The sequence below is a fragment of the Aromatoleum toluvorans genome (genome assembly GCF_012910905.1).
Taxonomy (GTDB): Bacteria; Pseudomonadota; Gammaproteobacteria; order Burkholderiales; family Rhodocyclaceae; genus Aromatoleum; species Aromatoleum toluvorans.
The window spans coordinates 43,987-65,538 of sequence record NZ_WTVN01000008.1 but is presented as its reverse complement, the minus strand read 5'-3'; the positions used below and the strand labels follow the sequence as shown (position 1 = coordinate 65,538).

Annotated in this window: 23 protein-coding genes and 2 pseudogenes; 17 read left to right on the top strand and 8 right to left on the bottom strand. The window is 66.8% G+C overall.

What is annotated here, in order from left to right; translation table 11 throughout:
• Positions 1-2 precede the first annotated feature (2 nt).
• From gmhB to GPA22_RS07405, 4 genes are all read left to right on the top strand, one after another.
• The gene (gene gmhB / locus GPA22_RS07420; protein WP_169255457.1) at positions 3-542 is read left to right on the top strand and encodes a D-glycero-beta-D-manno-heptose 1,7-bisphosphate 7-phosphatase; all 540 of its coding nucleotides are present in this window, start codon (positions 3-5) and stop codon (positions 540-542) included.
• Positions 543-550: 8 nt separating this feature from the next.
• Positions 551-1,321, top strand: a complete 771-nt coding sequence (locus GPA22_RS07415; protein ID WP_169255456.1) for a 1-acyl-sn-glycerol-3-phosphate acyltransferase — start codon at positions 551-553, stop codon at positions 1,319-1,321.
• A gap of 85 nt (positions 1,322-1,406) precedes the next feature.
• A complete protein-coding gene (locus GPA22_RS07410) occupies positions 1,407-3,095 on the top strand; it encodes a sensor histidine kinase (protein WP_246264158.1) in 1,689 nt (562 codons plus the stop codon).
• 124 nt (positions 3,096-3,219) lie between these two features.
• Positions 3,220-4,440: a PilT/PilU family type 4a pilus ATPase gene (locus tag GPA22_RS07405; RefSeq protein ID WP_169255454.1), complete on the top strand. Its 1,221-nt coding sequence runs from the start codon at positions 3,220-3,222 to the stop codon at positions 4,438-4,440.
• A 180-nt stretch (positions 4,441-4,620) separates the two neighbouring features.
• Here GPA22_RS07405 and GPA22_RS07400 read toward each other — a convergent pair whose 3' ends face one another.
• The 5 genes from GPA22_RS07400 to GPA22_RS07380 form a co-directional block, all read right to left on the bottom strand.
• Complete coding sequence (locus GPA22_RS07400) at positions 4,621-5,187, bottom strand: phasin family protein (protein WP_169255453.1); 567 nt, start codon at positions 5,185-5,187, stop codon at positions 4,621-4,623.
• A 331-nt stretch (positions 5,188-5,518) separates the two neighbouring features.
• Positions 5,519-6,295 (bottom strand): enoyl-CoA hydratase, encoded by a 777-nt coding sequence (locus GPA22_RS07395; RefSeq protein WP_169255452.1) that lies wholly within the window; start codon positions 6,293-6,295, stop codon positions 5,519-5,521.
• Between the two features lie 27 nt (positions 6,296-6,322).
• Positions 6,323-6,868, bottom strand: coding sequence for a lipopolysaccharide transport periplasmic protein LptA (gene lptA / locus GPA22_RS07390; RefSeq protein WP_169255451.1), 546 nt, complete (start codon positions 6,866-6,868; stop codon positions 6,323-6,325).
• A complete protein-coding gene (lptC, locus tag GPA22_RS07385) occupies positions 6,868-7,449 on the bottom strand; it encodes an LPS export ABC transporter periplasmic protein LptC (RefSeq protein ID WP_169255450.1) in 582 nt (193 codons plus the stop codon). The genes lptA and lptC overlap by 1 nt, the downstream gene beginning before the upstream one ends.
• A 61-nt stretch (positions 7,450-7,510) precedes the next feature.
• Positions 7,511-8,506, bottom strand: a complete 996-nt coding sequence (locus GPA22_RS07380) for a KpsF/GutQ family sugar-phosphate isomerase (protein ID WP_169255449.1) — start codon at positions 8,504-8,506, stop codon at positions 7,511-7,513.
• Positions 8,507-8,624: 118 nt separating this feature from the next.
• On the opposite strand from GPA22_RS07380, the gene GPA22_RS07375 reads away from it, so the two are divergent.
• The 8 genes and pseudogenes from GPA22_RS07375 to GPA22_RS23085 form a co-directional block, all read left to right on the top strand.
• A complete protein-coding gene (locus tag GPA22_RS07375; RefSeq protein WP_169255448.1) occupies positions 8,625-10,595 on the top strand; it encodes a monovalent cation:proton antiporter family protein in 1,971 nt (656 codons plus the stop codon).
• 157 nt (positions 10,596-10,752) lie between these two features.
• Positions 10,753-11,571, top strand: coding sequence for an ABC transporter ATP-binding protein (locus GPA22_RS07370; protein ID WP_169255447.1), 819 nt, complete (start codon positions 10,753-10,755; stop codon positions 11,569-11,571).
• A complete protein-coding gene (mlaE, locus tag GPA22_RS07365; protein ID WP_169255446.1) occupies positions 11,568-12,362 on the top strand; it encodes a lipid asymmetry maintenance ABC transporter permease subunit MlaE in 795 nt (264 codons plus the stop codon). Before GPA22_RS07370 ends, mlaE begins: the two co-directional genes overlap by 4 nt.
• Positions 12,359-12,832 (top strand): outer membrane lipid asymmetry maintenance protein MlaD, encoded by a 474-nt coding sequence (gene mlaD / locus GPA22_RS07360; protein WP_169255445.1) that lies wholly within the window; start codon positions 12,359-12,361, stop codon positions 12,830-12,832. Before mlaE ends, mlaD begins: the two co-directional genes overlap by 4 nt.
• A gap of 28 nt (positions 12,833-12,860) precedes the next feature.
• A complete protein-coding gene (locus GPA22_RS07355; protein WP_169255444.1) occupies positions 12,861-13,637 on the top strand; it encodes an MlaA family lipoprotein in 777 nt (258 codons plus the stop codon).
• Between the two features lie 52 nt (positions 13,638-13,689).
• Complete coding sequence (locus GPA22_RS07350) at positions 13,690-14,310, top strand: MlaC/ttg2D family ABC transporter substrate-binding protein (RefSeq protein ID WP_169255443.1); 621 nt, start codon at positions 13,690-13,692, stop codon at positions 14,308-14,310.
• Positions 14,307-14,591 (top strand): STAS domain-containing protein, encoded by a 285-nt coding sequence (locus tag GPA22_RS07345; RefSeq protein ID WP_169255442.1) that lies wholly within the window; start codon positions 14,307-14,309, stop codon positions 14,589-14,591. Before GPA22_RS07350 ends, GPA22_RS07345 begins: the two co-directional genes overlap by 4 nt.
• A gap of 13 nt (positions 14,592-14,604) precedes the next feature.
• Positions 14,605-15,033: pseudogene (locus GPA22_RS23085) on the top strand (ATP-binding cassette domain-containing protein); the annotation flags it as partial.
• A 246-nt stretch (positions 15,034-15,279) separates the two neighbouring features.
• On the opposite strand, the pseudogene GPA22_RS23080 reads toward GPA22_RS23085, so the two are convergent.
• A pseudogene (locus tag GPA22_RS23080) lies at positions 15,280-15,522 on the bottom strand (hypothetical protein); the annotation flags it as partial.
• On the opposite strand from GPA22_RS23080, the gene GPA22_RS07335 reads away from it, so the two are divergent.
• The 3 genes from GPA22_RS07335 to murA are packed head-to-tail and all read left to right on the top strand — an operon-like array spanning position 15,491 to position 17,803.
• On the top strand, positions 15,491-16,261 hold the full coding sequence (locus tag GPA22_RS07335) for an ABC transporter permease (protein WP_169255440.1): 771 nt from the start codon (positions 15,491-15,493) through the stop codon (positions 16,259-16,261). The pseudogene GPA22_RS23080 and the gene GPA22_RS07335 overlap by 32 nt on opposite strands.
• 11 nt (positions 16,262-16,272) lie before the next feature.
• On the top strand, positions 16,273-16,530 hold the full coding sequence (locus GPA22_RS07330) for a BolA family protein (RefSeq protein ID WP_121430728.1): 258 nt from the start codon (positions 16,273-16,275) through the stop codon (positions 16,528-16,530).
• Positions 16,531-16,540: 10 nt separating this feature from the next.
• Positions 16,541-17,803: a UDP-N-acetylglucosamine 1-carboxyvinyltransferase gene (murA, locus tag GPA22_RS07325; RefSeq protein ID WP_169255439.1), complete on the top strand. Its 1,263-nt coding sequence runs from the start codon at positions 16,541-16,543 to the stop codon at positions 17,801-17,803.
• A gap of 40 nt (positions 17,804-17,843) precedes the next feature.
• Here murA and rnk read toward each other — a convergent pair whose 3' ends face one another.
• Complete coding sequence (gene rnk / locus GPA22_RS07320; protein WP_169255438.1) at positions 17,844-18,251, bottom strand: nucleoside diphosphate kinase regulator; 408 nt, start codon at positions 18,249-18,251, stop codon at positions 17,844-17,846.
• A gap of 131 nt (positions 18,252-18,382) precedes the next feature.
• On the opposite strand from rnk, the gene hisG reads away from it, so the two are divergent.
• Both hisG and hisD read left to right on the top strand, forming a co-directional pair.
• Positions 18,383-19,024: an ATP phosphoribosyltransferase gene (gene hisG / locus GPA22_RS07315; RefSeq protein WP_121427486.1), complete on the top strand. Its 642-nt coding sequence runs from the start codon at positions 18,383-18,385 to the stop codon at positions 19,022-19,024.
• Positions 19,021-20,334: a histidinol dehydrogenase gene (gene hisD, locus GPA22_RS07310; RefSeq protein WP_169255437.1), complete on the top strand. Its 1,314-nt coding sequence runs from the start codon at positions 19,021-19,023 to the stop codon at positions 20,332-20,334. Before hisG ends, hisD begins: the two co-directional genes overlap by 4 nt.
• A gap of 68 nt (positions 20,335-20,402) precedes the next feature.
• Here the strand turns inward: hisD and hisC are convergent, their stop codons facing one another.
• On the bottom strand, positions 20,403-21,473 hold the full coding sequence (gene hisC, locus GPA22_RS07305; RefSeq protein ID WP_169255436.1) for a histidinol-phosphate transaminase: 1,071 nt from the start codon (positions 21,471-21,473) through the stop codon (positions 20,403-20,405).
• Positions 21,474-21,552: the final 79 nt, after the last annotated feature.

Here is a 21,552-nt window from a genome sequence, read left to right as displayed (position 1 = left end):
CCATGCCGAACAAGCTGATCATCCTGGACCGTGACGGCGTCATCAATTACGACTCCGACCAGTTCATCAAGTCGCCCGACGAGTGGAAGCCCCTGCCCGGTTCGCTCGAAGCGATCGCGCGCCTCAACCAGTGGGGCTGGCGCGTCGTCGTCGCGTCGAACCAGTCGGGCGTCGGGCGCGGCCTCTTCGGCATGGACACCCTCAACGCGATCAACGAGAAGATGGTGAAAAGCCTCGCCCAGGTCGGCGGCCGGCTCGACGCGATCTTCTTCTGCCCGCATTCGGCCGATTCGACCTGCGACTGCCGCAAGCCCAAACCGGGCCTGTTCCTGCAGATCGCGGAGCGCTTCAACGTGAGCCTCGATCGCGTGCCGGCGGTCGGCGACAGCCTGCGCGACCTGCAGGCCGGCGCCGCGGTCGGCTGCAAGCCCTACCTGGTCCTCACCGGCAAGGGCATGAAGACGCGCGACGATCCCGCGCTGCCCGAAGGCACGCTCATCTACCCCGATCTCGCGGCCGTCGTCGCCGATCTCACCGCCTGAAGGATATCGTGGTCGTCCTGCGCTCCCTGCTGTTTGCCGTCATCCTTGCGATCTTCACACCGCCGTTCGCACTGGGCGGCATCCTCGCCTACCCCCTGTCGCCGCGCACGCGTCATCGCATCGTCACGGCGTGGGCGCCGCTGATGATGTGGTTCATCCCGCGCATCCTGGGCATCCGCTACAAGGTCATCGGGCGCGAGAACATCCCCTCCGTGCCGTCCGTGATCCTCTCCAAGCACCAGTCCGCGTGGGAGACGATGGCGCTGCAGGTGATCTTCCCGCCGCTGTGTTTCGTCCTCAAGCGCGAACTCCTCAAGGTGCCCTTCTTCGGCTGGGGCCTCGCGGCGATTCCTGGCATCGCGATCGACCGCGCCGCCGGCAAGGATGCGCTCGCCCAGGTCGTCGAGCAGGGCAGCGCCCGCCTGTCGGAAGGGTACTGGGTCGCCGTGTTTCCGGAAGGCACCCGCACCGCGCCCGGCGCGAAACGCCGCTACAAGGCGGGCGGGGCGGCGCTCGCGCAGCAGGCAGGTGCGCCGGTCGTACCCGTGGCGCATAATGCCGGGGAATTCTGGGGGCGCAATGCGTTCCTCAAGTACCCGGGCGAGATCACCGTCAGCATCGGTCCGGTGATCGACTCGACCGGGCTGGATGCCGCAGAGGTGAATCGCCGCTCCGCAGCATGGATCGAAGGCGAGATGCACCGCCTGTTCCCGCACCACTACCGGCGCGGAGACAATGCGGCGGGCCCGGTTTCAGGCGGGGTCGAAGAAGCGGACTGAGTCCCGCGCTTGCGGGGTGTGCCAGCCAGGCGTTGGCGGACTGGGCAGGGAGCGAACAGTGGGAGGGGCGGACAGGATGCAGGTGATGGATCGCCGCGGCAAGCCTTCGCCGGACGCTGCCGTACCGCAGAAGCGCGGCGCCACCGGACACTTCCGCCTGATGCGCTACTTCACGCTGGCCAGTCTTGCCGCGTTCGTGATCGTGGGTGTCGTGCTGTATTTCCTACAACGCGCCGAGGTCGTCTTCTTTTCGCAGGTCCAGCACGAGCAGGGCGACTTCTTCGCCCGGGCGCAGACCGACCTCGCCGCAAGGCAGGATCAGGCGGCCCGTGCGAGCCTGATTTCCCTGCACGAGGCCGGCCACGTCACGCTGACGCGCGTGGTCAGCAACGTACTGTGGGAGTCCCACATCGCGCCTTTCGTCGCACGGGCGCAAGCCATTTCCGCCGCACCCTGCCGCAGCCTGCCAGCGGCCGACCCGGGTGCGACGGGCCCCGATCCGCGCCGCGCCTGTTTTGCGGAACTCGGCCGCACGATCATGGGATTGCCCGGCTTCGCCGAGCTCGACGCCGAGGCCTACGCGACCATGCGGTCGAGCAGCGTCTTCAAGATCAAGGTCTTCGATCTGCGCGGCGTCACGATCTATTCGTCGGAGCACGCCCAGATCGGCGAGGACAAGGCCGACAACAGGGGCTGGAAGAGCGCCGTGGCGGGCACGCCGGCGAGCGAGATGACGCACCGCGAGCGCTTCAGCGCTTTCGAGGGCGTGGTCGAGAACCGTGACCTGATCTCGAGTTACATCCCCGTGCGCGAGCGGGGCAGCGACCGTGTCATCGGCGTGTTCGAGATCTACTCCGACGTCACCTCCTTCCTCGAGCGCATCAGGAACGTGTCGCTAGAAGTCGGCGAGCTCGCGTCGGCAAATCAGGATGCGCTGGAAAATGCCATGACCGAGAACCAGCGCAAGGTCAGCGACAGTTCGGATTTCTTCCTGTTCATCGTCAGCGGCACGCTCGCGGGGCTTTACGCCGTGTTGCTGGGGATCGTGCGCATCGGGCAGCGCATCATCGATTCGCAGGCAGATGCCCAGGAGCGCGCGATGGAGCGCGAGGAGCGCTGGCATCACGAGAAGATGGCCGCGCTTGCGACGATGGCCGCGAACGTATCCCACGAGGTCGGCAACCCGCTGGCGACGATATCGATGCTCGCGCAGGAAATGCAGCTGCACAAGAGCAGGAGGGGGTGCGACGTCTGCCAGCCGGCGCAGATCCTCGAGCAGACTCGGCGCATCGCCGGGATGACGCGGCAGATCTCGGAGTTCGCTGCGGCACGACGCGAATCGCGCGAGCTCGTTGACATCAACCAGATGGTCAAGGCCGTGCTCGACTTCCTCGGCTTCGACCGAAGGTTCCGGGCAATCCGGCTCGAGCTCAAGGCCGGCGAGGAACTGCCCGCACTCTCGGTGATTCCGGACTATCTCAACGAAGTGCTGATGAACCTGCTGCAGGCCTGCACCGAATGCCCTTCCGGGCCGGGCGGGAAGGGCGGCGTCATCGTGGTCGAAACGATGGCCGGCGGCGGGGAAATCCTGATCCGTATCACCAGCGAGTGCAAGGCCTATCCTGGCGTATGCAGGGAGCACGCGCGCTTCGAGGACAGTCGTTTCGACGTCGTGAGAAGGCGTGTCCGGAGCATGGGTGGCCGTGTCACGCGCGAGCGTGCGTATTACGAGATCGCCCTGCCGGCCGAAGTGCCGCCCGTGTCCGCTTCGTGATCCGCCGCTGGCCGACACGCGGGCCGTATCCGGTTTCGGCGGCGATACCCTAAAATTTCGTTTTTCGTCTTTGAATCGGGCCGTCAGGCGCACTCGCGCCGGCTGACCCTGAGGAAAAATATCTATGTCGTCTGCCCTGGGCATCGAAGAAGCCCGCAGCTACATGCACCGGCTGCTCAATGCCATGCACCAGATGGATGGCTCCGACCTGTTCATCTCGGTGGATTTCCCGCCGAGCGTGAAGGCGCACGGCACGATGAAGGCGCTCAGCCAACAGCGCCTGACCCCCGACATCACCCGTTCGCTCGCGCTGAGCCTGATGAACGACCGCCAGCGCGCCGAGTTCGAGGCCGAGATGGAGTGCAACTTCGCGATCTCGATTCCCGGCGTGTGCCGCTTCCGCGTGAATGTCTTCGTCCAGCAGCAGCATGTCGGCATGGTCATCCGCACCATCGCCTCCGAAATCCCCAATCTGGCCAAGCTCGGCCTGCCCGAGGTGCTCAAGGACATCATCATGACCAAGCGCGGCCTCGTGCTGGTCGTGGGCGGCACGGGATCCGGCAAATCGACGACGTTGGCGGCGATGATCGATCACCGCAACAGTACCGCGCCGGGCCACATCATCACGGTCGAGGATCCGGTCGAATACGTGCACCGCAACAAGCAGTGCCTCGTCACGCACCGCGAGGTCGGCGTCGATACGCACTCCTGGGAACACGCGCTGAAGAACACGCTGCGCCAGGCGCCCGACGTGATCCTGATCGGCGAGATCCGCGACCGCGAGACGATGGAGCACGCGATCGCCTTCGCCGAAACCGGCCACCTGTGCCTCGGCACCCTGCACGCGAACAACGCCAACCAGACCATCGACCGGATCGTGAATTTCTTCCCCGAGGAGCGTCGCAACCAGCTGCTGATGGACCTGTCGTCCAACCTGCGCGCGATCGTGTCGCAGCGCCTGATCCGCACCGAGGACGGCAAGGGGCGAAAGGCGGCGATCGAGATCCTGCTCAACACGCCGACGATCTCGGAGATGATCTTCAAGGGGCAGTTCCAGTCGATCAAGGAGATCATGGCCAAGTCGCGCGAACTGGGCATGTGCACGTTCGACCAGGCGCTGTTCGACCTCTACGACGCCGGTTTCATCAGCTACGAGGAAGCGATCCGCAATGCCGACTCGACGAACGAGTTGCGCCTCCAGATCAAGCTGAAGGCCGAGCGCGGGCAGCCGAAGACCACCGCGGCGACCGAGCTGAGCCTGTCGATCGAGGAGGAGCAGGAAGAGGACGAGGAGTCCGAGGGCGCCGCCGGGTCGCCGGCAACCAGCAACGTGGCGACCAAATAGTGCCCCCTCGCTGAAGGGACGGGCAGGGCTTCGACGGGGCTCAGCCCGAACCGTTTTGGGGGGGCAGTCACCGGCGTCCGCTGCCCGGAAAGCAAAGAAGCCCCGCGGATTTCTCCGCGGGGCTTCCCGTTGCCGCGCCGCCCTCGCGGGGTCGGCGGCGGCGATTCGATCAGGCAGCGATCAGGCAGCCTTCTTCGGCGCGGCCTTGGCGCTGGCGCTCACGGCCTTGACGGTGGCGTTGGTCGCGGCAGCGACGTTCGCTTCGGCGATCTCGGCAACCTGCTTGGCGGCCTTGCTGACGCTGTCGTAGGCGCTGTTGGCGGCGGCGATGGCCGACTTGACGGCGGCAACGGCGACGTCCGAGCCGGCCGGGGCCGACTTGGCAGCCTTGTCGAGGGCGGCAGCCAGGGTCTTGTTCAGTTCGGCGATCTGGACTTCGACCAGCTTCGACACTTCTTCCTGGCCCTGCGAAGCGATCTCATAGACGCTGCGGTTGTAGGCCACGGCCTTCTCGACCAGCGGCTGAACCAGCGAAGCCTGCAGGCCCAGGAACTCCTGGGCGTCCTTGGCGCCGAGCAGGGCCTTGGAGTTGGCCAGACCGTCTTCGAGGATCGAACGGGCGGTGTTCAGGTTCAGGGCGGCGAAACGCTCGGCGCTGGCGAACGCGTTGTTGGCCAGGGTCAGCAGGGTTTCGACGTTGGCCTTGTTGGCGGCTGCGAACTGCTCGGGGGTAGCAAACATATTCATCTCCAGATGATGACGGTTACGGTGGATAGTTTGCTTCGCAACCGCGATGTGCATGGTGCGTCGCAACATATACTTGATTATAGGTCCGATCTACCTCGTGTCAACCGCAACTTGTGCGCCGCACAAGAAATTTTTCACGACGTACTCGTAAACCTGTAGTTACGCTATTCCCCTGTTTTTATTTGGTTTCACTTTGAAACAAATGACAACGGGGAGGTTCGCAGCCTGTGCCAATGGCATCAATGGCGCCTTGCAGCATGCGCTGCGAAGATTACGCGAAAATTACACGGGGAGGAAACGCCGCCACAGAATTGTGGCGGCGCAAAACGCATCAGCGATGCTTGAAGACGGGCTTGCGCTTCTCGACGAAGGCGGCCATGCCTTCCTTCTGGTCGTCGAGGCCGAAGGCCGAGTGGAAGGTGCGGCGTTCGAACAGCAGGCCTTCGTTGAGGCTGCTTTCGAAGGCGCGATTGACCGATTCCTTGATCATCATGACCACCGGCAGCGAGAAGCCGGCGATAACCGTGGCCGCTTCGATGGCTTCGTCCACCAGGCGCTCGGCCGGCACGACGCGCGCGACCAGGCCGGCGCGCTCGGCTTCGGTGGCGTCGATCATGCGTGCGGTGAGGCACATGTCCATGGCCTTCGCCTTGCCGATCGCGCGCGGCAGCCGCTGGGTGCCGCCGGCGCCGGGCAGAACGCCGAGCTTGATCTCGGGCTGACCGAATTTCGCGGTGTCGGCCGCGAAGATCATGTCGCACATCATCGCGAGCTCGCATCCGCCGCCCAGCGCGAAGCCGGCAACGGCCGCGATGATGGGCTTGCGGCAGGTCTTCAGGCGCTCCCAGTTGCGCGTGATGTAGTCGCCCTTGTAGGCGTCCATGTGCGAGTAGCTCGCCATCGCGCCGATGTCGGCGCCGGCCGCGAAGGCCTTTTCCGATCCCGTGATGACGATCGCGCCGATGTTCTCGTCGTTCTCGAACCCGCCCAGCGCGTGGCCGACTTCATCGATCAGTTGGTCGTTGAGGGCGTTCAGCGCCTTGGGGCGGTTGAGGGTGATGAGCCCGACCCGTCCGCGCGTCTCGACGATGATGTTGTTGTACTCCATGCACTCTCCTCCGTGTCAGGTAAACGGTTAGTTGGTCTTCTCGGTGCCGGCATTCTTGGGCTGGATCACCGCACGCACGCGCCCGTCACCGGTCGTGCGGGTTTCGGTCTTGCCGGGCGGGGTCGTGACGAGATAGTTCTCGCTCAGCGAGTCGTATTCGATATAGGGGCCACGCACCTCGTCGGCGCCGGACTTGACGTGCGCCTGGTTGAACAGGCGGGCGCGCTCGGCACGGCTGTCGTACTCGATGCGCTCGGCCTCGCCCTCGACGTACTCGTTGCTGCCTTCGCGTTTCTGGCGGAAGGTTGCGAGGCGCTTGTCGCTGCCGGTCGCCACGCCCGACTGAAAACCGTCGGCGCCCTGGGTCACGACGATCTTGGTTCCCGTGATGACGAGCGTACCCTGGGTCAGCACGGCGTCGCCTTCGAACACGTGCACCTTGTTGCGATCGTCGACGGTGACGCGGTTCGCTTCGATGTTGACGGGCTGGTTGCGGTCGGCCCGTTCGGCGAGTGCCGGCAGCGAGACCAGGGTGAGGGCGAGTGCCAGCGCGGCGGAGTGGGAGGTGCGCATCAGGGTGAGTTCCGGTTGGAGCGCGGGATGTTCACGCGCGCGTTGCCGATGAGTTCCAGGGTGCCGAAGATGTTGTCGGACTTCATGCCGTTGCCGTGGGCCGTGCTGGCGCCCTGCGTGATTACGACGGGGTCGTTGGTTTCGGCGCGTTCGTCGTCGGGCCAGACGGTGAGCGATGCGGATGACATGGTCATTTCCGGGCGGTCCGGGGCCGCGCTGCGCCGGGCGCGCACGTCGCCCTTGAGATGCACTTCGTCACCCCGCCGGAGCACTTCGCCCTGTGCGGCGTTGAGGTACAGCTCGCGCCCGTTGACTTCGTAGCGCAGGCGCGGAAGGTCGAGTGCCGTGACGTCCGTCTGCGGGTAGTGCGTGATCTTGTCCGCCAGCAGCTCGTAGTGCTGGCGGCCGGTGTGGTCGAAAGCGATGAGCCGGGTCTGCTCGGCGACGAAATCCGGGGCCGTGCGTGCCTCCGCCGACAGGCGGGCGTCCGAATCGGTCGTGACGCGCTCCAGCCAGAGCGAGGCGCCGGCCACGATGATCAGCCCGACCAGGGGGTAGAGTTGCTGGACGGACGGTTTCACGGCCGGGGTGTCGAGACGCGCAAAACGCGGGCGGGAAGGCGGACGGAGCGGCGATTGCGCATCAGATCACCTTCGCCAGCATGAGGTCGTGGGTCGTCAGCGCGCCCGCCAGTGCCCCTTGCGCATCGACCACCAGCAGCTGGCTGATGCGCTGGCGTTCCATCATCTCCGCGGCGGCGACCGCGAGGGCGTCGGGGCCGATGCTGCGGGGATTGCGCGTCATCACTTCGGCGATCGTCGCGCTGCGCGCGTCGCAGCCGCGCTCCAGCGCCCGGCGCAGGTCGCCATCGGTGAAGATGCCGATCGGGCGGCCGTCGGCGGCGACGATGGCCGTCATGCCCATGCCGCCGCGCGACATCTCGAGCAGTGCCGTCATCATCGAAGCGGTTTCGGCGATCTGCGGTACGCGTCCGCTCGGGCGCATCACGTCGCTGACGTGGGTGAGGAGGCGGCGGCCGAGGCTGCCGCCGGGGTGCGAACGGGCGAAGTCGTCGGCGCCGAAGCCGCGGGCATCGAGCAACGCCACCGCGAGTGCGTCGCCGAGCGCCAGGGCGGCGGTCGTGCTGGCGGTCGGGGCGAGGTTCAGCGGACAGGCTTCCTCGGCGACGGCAGCGTCCAGATGCACGTCGGCCTCCCGTGCGAGCGGCGAGTCGGGCCGGCCGGTGATCGAAACGAGCTTGGCGCCCTGGCGCTTGACCAGCGGCACGATGGTCAGCACTTCCTCGCTCGCGCCCGAGTTCGACAGCGCGATCACGATGTCTTCCGGCGTGATCATGCCGAGGTCGCCGTGCGCGGCCTCGGCCGCGTGCACGAAGTAGGCGGGCGTGCCGGTGCTCGCGAGCGTCGCCGCGAGCTTGCGGCCGATGTGCCCCGACTTGCCGATGCCGGTGACGATGACGCGGCCGCGGCGCTGCAGGATCAGGTCCACCGCCTGCTCGAACTCGCTGCCGAGACGGTCTGCCAGCGCCGTGACCGCGTCGGCCTCGATGCGCAGCACGCGCCGCGCGAGCGCGATGGCGCCGGCTTCGCGAGCGGATTTGGGCTGGGGTGGGTTCATGGTGTTCGGAACGGTTACACTTTCTTTTGTAGATCGCGTTGCGCGACGCTGCAGCGCACCAAGGCGGACGAGTATACCCGAACCGGGTCCGCCGAACCCGATGCACAATGCAGAGCCCATGCCCAATACCCTGGAGTTGGTTCTCCTGCTGCTTGCCGCGGCGGTCGTCACGGTGGCGATCTTCCGCAGCCTCAACCTGCCGCCCGTGCTCGGCTACTTGCTGGTCGGTGCGGGGGTCGGGCCGCATGCGCTGAAACTCGTGCCGGCCTCGGATGGCGCGAGCCATCTTGCCGAATTCGGCGTCGTGTTCCTGATGTTCTCGATCGGGCTCGAGTTCTCGTTGCCGCGCCTGGTGGCCATGAAGCGGACGGTGTTCGGGCTCGGCGCCGCCCAGGTGCTCGGATGCATTGCGCTGGTGATGCCGGTGGGGCGTCTCTTCGGCCTCGACTGGGGAGCGGGGCTCGCGCTGGGCAGCACGCTGGCGATGTCTTCGACCGCGATCCTGTCGAAGCTGCTTTCCGATCGCATGGAGCTCGACAGCAAGCACGGGCGCGAGACCATGGGCGTGCTGCTGTTCCAGGACATCGCCGTCGTGCCCCTGCTGATCCTGATCCCGGCCTTGTCGCAGCCGGCCGATGCGCTGGCGGAGACGCTCGCGATCGCGGCGCTGAAGGCCGTCGCGCTGCTGGTTCTGGTGCTCGGTTTCGGCCAGCGGCTGATGCGCGCGTGGTTCACGGTGGTGGCGCGGCGCCGCTCGGGCGAACTCTTCATGCTCAACGTGCTGCTGATCACGCTCGGGCTGGCGTGGCTGTCGCAGCTGGTCGGCCTGTCGCTCGCGCTCGGTGCCTTTCTCGCCGGCATGCTGATCTCGGAGACGGAGTTCCGCTACCAGGTCGAGGAGGACATCAAGCCTTTCCGCGACGTGCTGCTGGGCCTGTTCTTCGTCACGGTCGGCATGTTCCTCGATGCGCATGTGATCGCGGAGCATCTGTTTGCGGTGCTGGGCATGGTGGTTGCGCTGCTGGTCGTGAAATGCGCGATCGTGTTCGCGGCTTCGCGCGCGTTCGGCGCGTCGGCGGGGACGGCGCTGCGCACCGGCCTGTGGCTGTGTGCCGGCGGGGAGTTCGGCTTCGTGCTGGTGTCGCAGATCGACGGCCTCGGCCTGATGCCGCCGGCGCTGCTGCAGACCACGGTCGCGGCGCTGGTCGTGTCGATGCTGCTCGCGCCGCTGGTGGTGCAGGTGAGCGACCGCATCGTGATGCGCTTCGTCGCCTCCGAATGGCTGCTGCGCTCGATGGAGCTGACCCGCGTCGCGGCGCAGTCGATGAACACCAGCAAGCACATCATCATCTGCGGCTACGGCCGCAGCGGACAGTACATGGCGCGTTTCCTGGAGCAGGAAAGCGTCAGCTATGTCGCGCTGGATCTCGATCCCGAGCGCGTACGCGAGGCCACCGCGGCCGGTGACACGGTGGTCTATGGCGACGCATCGCGCCACGAGACGCTGATGGCGGCGGGAATCATGCGCGCGAGCGCGCTGGTGATCGCTTTCGGCGAGGTCGAGGCGGCCGTGCGCGTGCTGCATCGCGCACTCGCGCTGCGGCCGGATCTGCCCGTCGTCACGCGTGCCGCCGACGAGAAGGACATGGACCGCCTGGCGCAGGCGGGCGCCGCCGAAGTCGTGCCGGAAGCCTTCGAGGGCAGCATCATGCTCGCGTCGCATGCGCTCGCGCTGATCGGGGTGCCGCTCAATCGCGTCGTGCGGCGCATCCGCGACGTGCGCAACCAGCGCTACGCGCTCATGCGCGGATTCTTCCATGGCACCACGGACGCGGCCGATGGTCCCGAGGCGCGCCAGGTGCGGCTGCATCCCGTGACGCTCCCGGCCGGCGCGCATGCGGTCGGCCGTACCTTGGGGGCGATGGCGCTCGATGAGTTCGGGGTGAGCGTTTCGGCGGTGCGCCGGCGCAACATCCGCGGCCTCGCGCCCGGTGCGGATACGCTGATGGAGGCCGGCGACGTGGTCGTGCTGATGGGCGTGCCCGCGGGCCTCGATCAGGCCGAAGGGCGGCTGCTGCGGGGAAAATGAGGCGCGGCGACGCCGAGCCCGGAAATGTGCCGACGTGCTGTGGTGTTTGCAACAGTGTGTTCGTATATTCGTTCCAGATCCGGGCGGGCGTGGTGGCCGTCTGGCGCGGCCTGTCTGCTAAAATGGCCAGCTTTGACGATCCCCGAGGGGCGGCGACTTGGTTTCCGAAACCGACAATCTGCTGGTGAGCGTGAAGGATGTCCGCTTTGCCTATGGCGAGCGCGAGATCCTGCGCGGCATCGACCTTAAGGTGCCACGGGGCAAGGTCGTTGCGATCATGGGCGGTAGCGGCTGCGGCAAGACCACGCTGCTGCGGCTGATCGGCGGACAGCTGCGCGCGACGGGCGGCACCGTCGAGGTCGCCGGCCGCAACGTCGCATCCCTGACGACGTCCGAGCTGTACGAGATGCGCCGGCGCATGGGCATGCTGTTCCAGTTCGGGGCGTTGTTCACCGACATGTCCGTGTTCGACAACGTGGCCTTCCCGTTGCGCGAGCATACGGAGCTGCCGTTCGGCCTGATCCGCGACATGGTGCTGATGAAGCTCAATGCGGTCGGGCTGCGCGGCGCGGCCGACCTCATGCCGGCGGAGCTGTCGGGCGGCATGGCGCGCCGCGTCGCGCTGGCCCGCGCGATCGCGCTCGATCCGATGCTGATCATGTACGACGAGCCCTTCGCCGGTCTCGACCCCATCTCGCTCGGCGTCATCGGCCAGCTCATCCGCAAGCTCAACGACGCGCTCGGCGCGACGACGATCATGGTGACGCACGACATCATGGAGTCGCTGCAGATCGTCGATTACATCTATTTCATCTCCGAAGGCCGTGTCGTCGCGGAAGGGACGCCCGACGAACTGCGCGCCTCGCAGGATCCCTGGGTGTACCAGTTCATCCACGCCGAGGCCGACGGCCCCGTGCCCTTCCACTACCCGGCGGCGGCGCTGGACGAGAGCCTCATCGGCGGGAGGGGCGCATGAACGGCCTCCTGAACGTCATCCGCCGTCTCGGTGCAATGGTGGTCGAAGGCGTGTGGCGGATCGGTTTCGCCGCGCGTTTCTTCATGCTGCTGCTGCGCCATTCGGGGCAGTCGCTGATGCGCATCCACCTGACGGTGCGCGAGATCTACTTCAGCGGCGTGCTGTCGCTGCTGATCATCGTCGTCTCCGGCCTCTTCGTCGGCATGGTGCTCGGCCTGCAGGGCTACGAGACGCTGCAGCGCTACGGTTCGGGCGATGCGCTCGGCGTGCTCGTCTCGCTGTCGCTGACGCGCGAGCTCGGGCCCGTCGTCGCCGGGCTCCTTTTCGCCAGCCGCGCCGGCCTCGCGGTGACTGCGGAGATCGGCCTGATGAAGACCACCGAGCAGCTCGACGCGATGGACATGATGGCGGTTAACCCCATCGCCCGCGTCGTCGCGCCGCGTTTCTGGGGCGGCGTGATCTCGATGCCGCTGCTGGCCGCGCTGTTTTCCGCGATGGGCGTGTTCGGCGGCTGGCTGATCGGCGTCGTCTTCATCGGTGTCGATGACGGTGCGTTCTGGTCGCAGATGCAGGCGGCCGTGGATTTCCGCTTCGACATCATGAACGGCGTGCTCAAGAGCTTCGTGTTCGGCGCCACGGTGGCGCTGATCGCCGTGTTCGAAGGTTACGACTGCACGCCGACCGCCGAAGGGCTGTCGCGCGCGATCACCCGCACCGTCGTCACGTCCGCGCTGGCCATCCTGGCGCTCGATTTCGTGCTTACATCTCTTATGTTCCGAGGGCAGTCATGAGGCGTACAACGCTCGACCTGTGGGTCGGTTTCTTCGTCGTCATCGGCATGGCCGCGCTGATGTTCCTCGCGTTCAAGGTCGGCAACCTGGGCGCCGCCAACGCCGGCGAAACCTATGTCGTGAGCGGGCAGTTCGACAACATCGGCGGGCTGAAGGCGAGGGCGCCGGTCAAGAGCGCCGGCGTCGTCGTGGGGCGGGTCAGCGACATCCGCTTCGATACCAAGAGCTACCGCGCCGTCGTGACGCTCACGCTCGATGCGCGCTACCAGTTCCCGCGCGACACGATCGCGACCATCCTGACCTCCGGCCTCCTGGGCGAGCAGTACGTCGGGCTCGAGCCGGGGGGCGACGAGGCGATGCTGAAGACCGGCGACAAGCTGCAGATCACCCAGTCGGCGGTCGTCCTGGAGAAGCTTATCGGCCAGTTCATGTTCGACAAGGCCGCCGAAGGCTCGGCGCCCGCGAACTGATCCCGCCGTACGCGATCTGAATCTCGCCATGAAAAAAAATATCACTTCCAGGTTTGCGCAGGCGCTCGCCCTCGGGGGGGCCGTCGTCGCGCTTGCCGGCTGTACGGTGCGCTTCGCCAATCCGGACGATCCGCTCGAAAGCTACAACCGTGCGATGTTCACCTTCAACGAGAAGGTGGACGAGGTTGCCATCCAGCCGGTGGCCAAGGCCTACGACAAGGTCACGCCGCTGCCGGTACGCACCGGCGTCGGCAATTTCTTCGGCAACGTCGGCGACGTGTGGATCGGCGGCAACAACCTGTTGCAGGGCAAATTCACGGATGGCCTGAGCGACCTGCTACGCTTCGCCCTCAACTCGACGGTCGGCATCCTCGGGCTCTTCGACGTGGCGAGCGAGCTCAATCTGTCCAAGCATGACGAGGATTTCGGCCAGACGCTGGGCTGGTGGGGCGTGGGCGAAGGCGCTTACTTCGTCGTGCCGTTCTTCGGCCCGCGCACCATCCGCGACGCGGTGGTCCTGCCGATCGACCTGTATGGCGACAACGTGTGGGGCATCGACGACATCGCGACGCGCAACAGCCTGACGGCGCTGCGCCTCGTGCATGTGCGCGCCAACCTGCTCGGCATCGACAAGACGCTCGAAGAAGGGACGCTGGACAAGTATTCGTATGCGCGCGACTTCTACCTGCAGCAGCGCCGCTACCGCGTCTTCGACGGCAATCCGCCACTCGATGAGCTCGATTTCAACGGCGCCGGGCAGCACGATGATGATGCCGGCCGGCTCGTGAAGGCCGGCAGGCAGTAAGTTTATGACGGACGACAGGGGCGGTGAGCCCCGGCGTCCCCGAGGAGTGATGATGAAGAAGTTCCTGCTTTCCCTGTGTCTGATGTTCTCGGTGTTGCCGGCGCTGGCGGCCGAAACGGCCAAGGCGCCCGATGCGCTCGTGCGCGAAGTCAGCGACGACGTCCTGGCCATCGTGCGTCAGGACAAGGCGATCCAGTCCGGCGACACCCGCCGCGTGATCACTCTGGTCGAGGAGAAGGTCCTCCCGCACTTCAACTTCCGCCGCATGACGATGCTGGCGGTGGGCAAGGACTGGCGCCAGGCGAGCCCGGAGCAGCAGGGCAAGCTCGTCGACGCCTTCCGCACGCTGCTCGTCCGGACCTATTCCAACGCGCTGACGCAATACCGCGACCAGAGCATCGGCTACAAGCCGGCGAAATTCGGCGACGCCGACGCCTCGGTGCGTGTGCAGACCGAGGTCCGCCAGGCCGGCGCGCAGCCGATCAACATCGACTACGCGCTGGAGAAGACGACGGACGGGTGGAAAGTGTACGACGTGGTCGTGGCCGGCGTGAGCCTCGTCACCAACTACCGCGGCACCTTCGCGCAGGAGATCCGCACCGGCGGCGTCGATGGCCTGATCAAGTCGCTGGAGCAGAAGAACCGCGATCTCGCTGCGCCGGCCCATTCATGAGCGCGGTTTCGGGCAAGATCCTCGCCATCGCGGGCGAGCTGACGATGGCGACTGCTGCGCAGTGGATCGAACGCGGCCGCGTACAGGCGCGCGCCGAGGACCTGGTGGTCGACCTGTCCGGTGTCACGGCGGCGGATTCGTCCGCGCTCGCGCTGCTGTTCGACTGGATACGCGTCGCGCGCGAGAACGGACACGTCGTCCGCCAGGCCGGGATGCCGACGGGAATGCGCAGTCTCGCGACACTCTACGGTGTCGACGAACTGTTGCCCGCCGAAGCCTGATCCGTTGCCGTCGATGACTGTTCCGGCAATACGGATCACATCCGCGACCAAGCGTTACGGGTCCCTGCAGGCGCTCGCCGGCGTCGACCTCGAAGTCGCGCAGGGCGAGTTCTTCGGCCTGCTCGGACCGAACGGGGCCGGCAAGACGACGCTCATCTCTGCCCTTTCGGGCCTCGTGCGGCCGGATGGCGGCACCTTCGAGATCATGGGTTTCAACGTCGTCTCGGACTACCGCAATGCCCGGCGCAACCTCGGCGTCGTGCCGCAGGAACTGGTCTTCGACCCGTTCTTCTCGGTGCGCGAGCTACTGCGCATCCAGTCCGGCTACTTCGGCATCCGCAACAACGACGACTGGATCGACGAGATCCTCGCGAGCCTCGACCTGACCGCGAAGGCAGGGGCGAACATGCGCATGCTCTCGGGCGGCATGAAGCGTCGCGTGCTCGTCGCCCAGGCCCTCGTGCATCGTCCGCCGGTGATCGTGCTCGACGAGCCGACCGCGGGTGTCGACGTCGAATTGCGCCAGGGACTGTGGCAGTTCATCCGCAAGCTCAACCGCGACGGCCATACGATCGTGCTGACGACGCACTACCTCGAAGAGGCCGAGACGCTGTGCGGCCGCATTGCAATGCTCAAATCCGGCAGGGTCGTCGCGCTGGATACGACCGAGAACCTGCTGCGCCGCTTCGCCAGCCACGCGCTCAGCGTTCGCCTGGAGCGGCCCGAGGCGGCGGCGGCGCTCGGCGGGACGGTCACGGCCGGCGGCTGGGCCGATTTCCCGCTCGACCGCTATGAGGACCTCGAGCCGCTGCTCGCGCGCCTGCGCGAGGCTGGTGTGCGGATTCTCGAATTGCGCATGGGCGAGGCGGACCTCGAGCGCGTGTTCGTGGAGGTCATGAATGGTGCATGATGCGCTGACCGGCTTCCGCACCCTGCTGTACAAGGAAGTGCTGCGCTTCTGGAAGGTGGGTTTCCAGACGGTCGGCGCGCCGGTCCTCAACGCGCTGCTGTACCTGCTGATCTTCTCGCACGTGCTCGACCGGCACGTCACCGTCTATGGCGAGGTTGCCTACACGGCCTTCCTCGTGCCGGGCCTCGTGATGATGTCGCTGCTGCAGAACGCGTTCGCGAACAGCTCCTCGTCGCTGATCCAGAGCAAGATCACCGGCAACATCATCTTCGTGCTGCTGCCGCCGCTGTCTTACCGCGAGTTCTACGCGGCCTACGTGATCGCCTCGGTGCTGCGCGGATTGTTCGTCGGCATGGGCGTGCTGCTGGTGTCGCTGCCCTTCGTCGACCTGCCGATCGCCGCGCCCGGCTGGATCTTCGCCTTCGGGCTGATGGGCGGCGCGATCCTCGGCTCGCTGGGCGTGATCGCAGGCATCTGGGCGGACAAGTTCGACCAGCTCGCAGGTTTCCAGAACTTCCTGATCATGCCGCTGACGATGCTCTCCGGCGTGTTCTACTCGATCCGTTCGCTGCCGGATTTCTGGCAGAAGGTCTCGCACATCAATCCGTTTTTCTTCATGATCGACGGTTTCCGCTACGGCTTCTTCGGCCAGTCCGACGTCTCGCCGTGGCTGAGCCTTGCGGTCGTGGGCATCTGTTTCGTGTTCCTCGCAGTGCTGACCCTGGCGATGCTCGCCCGGGGCTACAAGCTGCGGGCTTGAGGGTAGTCAAAATGTTTGAAGCAGCAGAAATCAAGCGTCTCATCGAGCAGGGCATGCCCTGCGAATTCGTCGAGATCCAGGGGGATGACGGGGTGCATTTCACCGGCATCGTCGTCAGCGCCGAATTCGAGGGCAAGCTCAAGGTGCGCCAGCACCAGGCGGTGTATGCGACGCTCGGCAAGCTCATGGGCAACGAGATCCACGCCCTGCAGCTGCAGACCTTCACTCCGGCGAAATGGGCCGAAGTCCGCACCGACCTGGGTTTCTGAGCGGGGCGCGATGGACAAGCTTCTGATCGAAGGCGGCGCCCGCCTCACCGGCGAGACCGCCATTTCCGGTGCGAAGAACGCGGCGCTGCCCATCCTGTGTGCGGCGCTGCTGACGCGCGAGCCGGTCACGTTCACGAACGTGCCGCAGCTGAACGACATCGGCACGCTGCTGAAACTCCTCGCGCAGATGGGCGTGAAGGTCAGCCGCGGCAGCGGCGACGACGCCGGCACCGTGACGCTCGACGCCTCGGCGCTCGACAACCCGGTCGCGACCTACGAGATGGTCAAGACCATGCGTGCGTCGATCCTCGTACTGGGTCCGCTGGTGGCGCGCTGCGGCGAGGCCAAGGTGAGCCTGCCCGGCGGTTGCGCGATCGGCGCGCGACCGGTGGATCAGCACATCAAGGGCCTGCAGGCGATGGGTGCGCAGGTTGCCGTGGAACACGGTTACGTCCATGCGAAGGTCCCGCGCCTCCAGGGCGCGCGCCTCTTCACCGACATGGTCACCGTCACCGGGACCGAAAACCTGATGATGGCCGCCTGCCTCGCCGACGGTGAGACCATCATCGAGAACGCTGCGCGCGAGCCCGAGGTGGTCGATCTGGCGAACTGCCTCGTCGCGATGGGCGCGCGCATCTCGGGGGCCGGCACCGACGTGATCCGCATCCGCGGCGTCGAGCGCCTGTCGGGCGCGACCCACCGCATCATGCCGGACCGCATCGAGACCGGCACCTATCTGTGCGCCGCAGCGGCGACGGGCGGCGAGATCCGCCTCACGCGCACCTCGTCGGCGTATCTCGATATCGTCATAGACAAGCTGATGGACGCCGGTTGCGACGTCGTGAGCGAGCGCGATGCGATCCGCCTGAAGGCGCCCCGGCGCCTCACTTCCGTGAGCCTCCGCACCTCGCCGTACCCGGCCTTCCCGACCGACATGCAGGCGCAGTTCATGGCGATCAATGCGGTCGCGAATGGTGCCGCGGTGATCCGCGAGACGATCTTCGAGAACCGCTTCATGCACGCGGTCGAGCTCCAGCGCCTCGGTGCCGACATTCGCATCGACGGCAACACCGCGATGGTGCAGGGCGTCGAGCGGCTGCAGGGAGCAACCGTGATGGCGACCGACCTGCGTGCGTCCGCGAGCCTGGTGATCGCGGGCCTCGTCGCCGAGGGTGAGACCGTCATCGAGCGCATCTACCACCTTGACCGCGGCTACGAGCGACTCGAGCAGAAGCTCGCCGACCTCGGTGCGCGGGTACGGCGACTCGCCTGAGCAACGCGGGCGCCGGCCTTTCCGCCGGTGCCCGCAGCGATCACAGGTCGAAGCGCCCCGAAGCCTCGGGCTGCCAGGTCACCGCGAGCACCTCGAGCCTGATCGGGCGCTGCTCGGCGTTCACCCACTCGATCGTCTGGCCCACGGACAAGCCCAGCAGGGCGCTGCCGGCCGGCGTGAAGACCGACACCTTGCCCGCATCGGGCGCAGCGTCACCCGGATAGACCAGCGTCAGCTCGTGCTCCTGGCCACCCGACAGCTCGCGGAAGCGGGCGCGGCTGTTCATCGTGATCACGTCCTTCGGCATGTCCTGGGGCTCGCGCACATCCGCGCGCGCGAGCTCGTCGCGCAGGCCGTTCAGGTCGCTGCGATTGCGGGCGGCCGGCGCGGCCAGCAGCCCCTCCAGGCGTTCGAGGTCCTGCGACGAGATCACGATGTCCGGTTTCATGATGTTTTCGACTCCCTGCTTCGGGCAAAAAGTAAAAAAGGCCGAACCGCAGCGCGGTCCAGCCAGCGCATGAAGGCTAACAGAAGGGCGGGCAGGTTACAATGTCAGTCCGATTTTTCCCGAGGCACCCTGTGTCCAGCATCACCCTTGCCCTTTCCAAGGGCCGCATCTTCGAGGAAACGCTGCCGCTGCTCGCGGCGGCCGGCATCACGCCGACCGACAACCCCGAGACCTCGCGCAAGCTCATCATCGGCACCAATCGCCCGGACGTGCGCCTCGTGATCGTGCGCGCGACCGACACGCCGACCTATGTGCAGTACGGCGCGGCCGACCTTGGCATTGCCGGCAAGGACGTGCTGCTCGAGCATGGCGGGGCAGGGCTGTACCAGCCGCTGGACCTCAACATCGCGAAGTGCCGCCTGTGCGTCGCGACGCAGAAGGGCTTCGACTACGCGGCGGCGACGCGGCCCGGCGGGCGCATCCGCGTCGCGACGAAGTACATCAATAGCGCGAAGGCGCACTTCGCCGCGAAGGGCGTGCATGTCGACCTGATCAAGCTGTACGGCTCGATGGAACTCGCCCCGCTGGTCGGCCTGGCCGACGCGATCGTCGACCTCGTCTCGAGCGGCAACACGCTGCGCGCGAACAACCTCGAGGAGGTCGAGGAGATCATGCAGATCAGCTCGCGGCTGGTCGTGAACCAGGCCTCGCTGAAGCTGAAGCGCGAACTCCTCCAGCCGGTGCTGGACGCCTTTGCCGGAGCCGTGAAATGAGCGATTCGGGCCGCAGGATCCGCCGCCTCGACGCGCGCGATCCCGACTTCCTGTCGACGCTGGATGCACTCCTCGCCTTCGAGGGGAGTGCCGATGCGCGCATCGATGCGGCCGTCACCGAGATCCTCGGCGCGGTGCGCACCACCGGCGATCCCGCGGTCATCGAATACACGCGCCGCTTCGACCGCCTCGACGTGAAGTCGATGGCCGAGCTCGAATTGCCCAGGTCGGAGCTGAGGGCCGCCCTCGACAGCCTCACGGTCGAGCAGCGCGAGGCCCTGCGCATTGCCGCCGACCGCGTGCGCATCTACCACGAGCGCCAGCGCGCCGAATCCTGGGATTACGTCGAGGCCGACGGCACGCGCCTCGGCCAGAAAGTCACGCCGCTCGATCGCGTCGGCCTGTACGTGCCGGGCGGGCGGGCGTCCTACCCCAGCTCGGTGCTGATGAACGCCGTGCCGGCCAAGGTCGCGGGCGTCGGCGAGCTGATCATGGTCGTGCCGACCCCGAACGGCGAGAAAAATCCGCTCGTGCTCGCCGCTGCGGCGATCACCGGCGTCGACCGCGTGTTCACGATCGGCGGCGCGCAGGCTGTCGCCGCGCTCGCCTACGGCACGCAGACCCTGCCGCAGGTCGACAAGATCGTCGGCCCCGGCAACGCCTATGTCGCCGAGGCCAAACGCCGCGTGTTCGGCACGGTCGGCATCGACATGGTCGCGGGCCCCTCCGAAGTGCTCGTGATCTCGGACGGTAGCGGCCACGCGGACTGGGTCGCGATGGACCTCTTCGCGCAGGCCGAGCACGACGAACTCGCGCAGTCCATCCTGCTGTGCACCGATGCCGCCTTCCTCGACGCGGTCGAGGCGTCGATCGAGCGCCTGCTGCCGACGATGCCGCGCCGCGAGACCATCGCCGCGTCGCTCGCGAACCGCGGTGCGCTGATCCACGTCGCGAGCCTGGAGCAGGCCTGCGCGATCGCGAACCGCATCGCCCCCGAACACCTGGAGCTGTCGCTCGACGAACCCGAACCGTGGATCGACCGCATCCGCCATGCCGGCGCGATCTTCGTCGGCCACTGGGCGGTCGAGGCGCTGGGCGACTATTGTGCCGGCCCCAACCACGTGCTGCCGACGATGCGCAGCGCGCGCTTCTCGTCGCCGCTGGGCGTGTACGATTTCCAGAAGCGCACCAGCATCATCCAGATCTCGGAAGCGGGAGCGCAGACGCTGGGGCGCATCGCCTCGACGCTCGCGCACGGCGAAGGCCTGCAGGCGCACGCACGCTCCGCGGAGATGCGGCTGCACAAGTGAGCCGCCCGCGCCGCGGGCGCGCGCCGGGAATCAAGGAAGGGCGTCCCGACGGGGCGCCCTTGCCGCGTTTACGCGAGGATCTCGCGCAGCGCCCCGATCAGCGCGCCGCACTGCTCGTCCGTGCCGACGGTGATGCGCAGGAACTGCTCGATGCGCGGCTGGCGGAAGTGGCGCACGATGATCGCGCGCTGGCGCAGTTCGGCCGCGAGCTCGCCGGCGTCGCGCGTGGGGTGCGTCGCGAACACGAAGTTCGCCGCCGAGGGCAGCACCTCGAAGCCGAGCGATGCGAGGTCCGCGACGAGTTGGCTGCGCGTGCGCATCACCGCCTGGCGCGTGCGCTCGAAGTACTCCTCGTCCTCGATCGCCGCGACCGCACCGACGATCGCCAGCCGATCCAGCGGATAGGAGTTGAAACTGTCCTTCACCCGCACCAGTGCCTCGACGAGGTCCGCGTGGCCGACGGCAAAGCCCACGCGCAGCCCGGCGAGCGAGCGCGACTTGGAGAAGGTCTGCACGACCAGCAGGTTTGGATAGCGCGCCGTGAGCGGAATCGCCGACTCGCCGCCGAAATCGACATAAGCCTCGTCGATGACGACCACGCACTGCGGGTTGCCCGCGACGATGCGCTCGATCTCGGCGAGCGGCAGCAGGCGCCCGGTCGGGGCATTGGGGTTCGGGAAGATGATGCCGCCCGCCGTGTTGCCGTCCATGGGCAGGTAGTCTTCGGGGCGGATCGCGAGGTTCTCGTCGAGCGCCACCGTCTCGAACCCGATCCCGTACAGGCCGCAATACACCGGATAGAAGCTGTACGAGATGTCGGGGAAGCGCAGCGGCCGATCATGCTTCAGCAGTGCCAGAAAGGCGTGCGCCAGCACCTCGTCGGAACCGTTGCCGACGAAGACCTCCTTCGTCGTGACGCCGTGGCGCGTGGCGATGGCGGCACGCAGGCGCTCCGAGGTCGGGTCGGGGTAGAGGCGCAGCGCGTCCGACGCCTCGGCCCGGATCGCCTCGATCGCCTTCGGCGAGGGGCCGTACGGATGCTCGTTGGTGTTGAGCTTGACCAGGTTGGCGATCTTGGGCTGTTCGCCCGGGACATAGGGGGTCAGGCCGTGGACAACGGCGCTCCAGTATTGGCTCATCGGCGGATCGGGTTGCAGGGTTGTAGGAGTCCCGGGGGGAGTCCGTTTCGCGGCGGACCGCATGCGGCACCCTCGCGGC

Bases quoted from the DNA above. Each gene is read 5' to 3' on its own strand.
- GPA22_RS07405 (WP_169255454.1), top strand. From the start codon at position 3,220: ATGTCGTCTGCCCTGGGCATCGAAGAAGCCCGCAGCTACATGCACCGG.
- mlaD (WP_169255445.1), top strand. From the start codon at position 12,359: ATGAGGCGTACAACGCTCGACCTGTGGGTCGGTTTCTTCGTCGTCATC.
- hisC (WP_169255436.1), bottom strand. From the start codon at position 21,473: ATGAGCCAATACTGGAGCGCCGTTGTCCACGGCCTGACCCCCTATGTC.
- GPA22_RS07330 (WP_121430728.1), top strand. From the start codon at position 16,273: ATGTTTGAAGCAGCAGAAATCAAGCGTCTCATCGAGCAGGGCATGCCC.
- hisD (WP_169255437.1), top strand. From the start codon at position 19,021: ATGAGCGATTCGGGCCGCAGGATCCGCCGCCTCGACGCGCGCGATCCC.
- lptA (WP_169255451.1), bottom strand. From the start codon at position 6,868: ATGCGCACCTCCCACTCCGCCGCGCTGGCACTCGCCCTCACCCTGGTC.
- mlaE (WP_169255446.1), top strand. From the start codon at position 11,568: ATGAACGGCCTCCTGAACGTCATCCGCCGTCTCGGTGCAATGGTGGTC.
- GPA22_RS07350 (WP_169255443.1), top strand. From the start codon at position 13,690: ATGAAGAAGTTCCTGCTTTCCCTGTGTCTGATGTTCTCGGTGTTGCCG.
- murA (WP_169255439.1), top strand. From the start codon at position 16,541: ATGGACAAGCTTCTGATCGAAGGCGGCGCCCGCCTCACCGGCGAGACC.
- GPA22_RS07345 (WP_169255442.1), top strand. From the start codon at position 14,307: ATGAGCGCGGTTTCGGGCAAGATCCTCGCCATCGCGGGCGAGCTGACG.
- GPA22_RS07380 (WP_169255449.1), bottom strand. From the start codon at position 8,506: ATGAACCCACCCCAGCCCAAATCCGCTCGCGAAGCCGGCGCCATCGCG.
- rnk (WP_169255438.1), bottom strand. From the start codon at position 18,251: ATGAAACCGGACATCGTGATCTCGTCGCAGGACCTCGAACGCCTGGAG.
- GPA22_RS07395 (WP_169255452.1), bottom strand. From the start codon at position 6,295: ATGGAGTACAACAACATCATCGTCGAGACGCGCGGACGGGTCGGGCTC.
- GPA22_RS07355 (WP_169255444.1), top strand. From the start codon at position 12,861: ATGAAAAAAAATATCACTTCCAGGTTTGCGCAGGCGCTCGCCCTCGGG.
- GPA22_RS07410 (WP_246264158.1), top strand. From the start codon at position 1,407: ATGGATCGCCGCGGCAAGCCTTCGCCGGACGCTGCCGTACCGCAGAAG.
- gmhB (WP_169255457.1), top strand. From the start codon at position 3: ATGCCGAACAAGCTGATCATCCTGGACCGTGACGGCGTCATCAATTAC.
- GPA22_RS07375 (WP_169255448.1), top strand. From the start codon at position 8,625: ATGCCCAATACCCTGGAGTTGGTTCTCCTGCTGCTTGCCGCGGCGGTC.
- GPA22_RS07400 (WP_169255453.1), bottom strand. From the start codon at position 5,187: ATGAATATGTTTGCTACCCCCGAGCAGTTCGCAGCCGCCAACAAGGCC.
- GPA22_RS07335 (WP_169255440.1), top strand. From the start codon at position 15,491: ATGGTGCATGATGCGCTGACCGGCTTCCGCACCCTGCTGTACAAGGAA.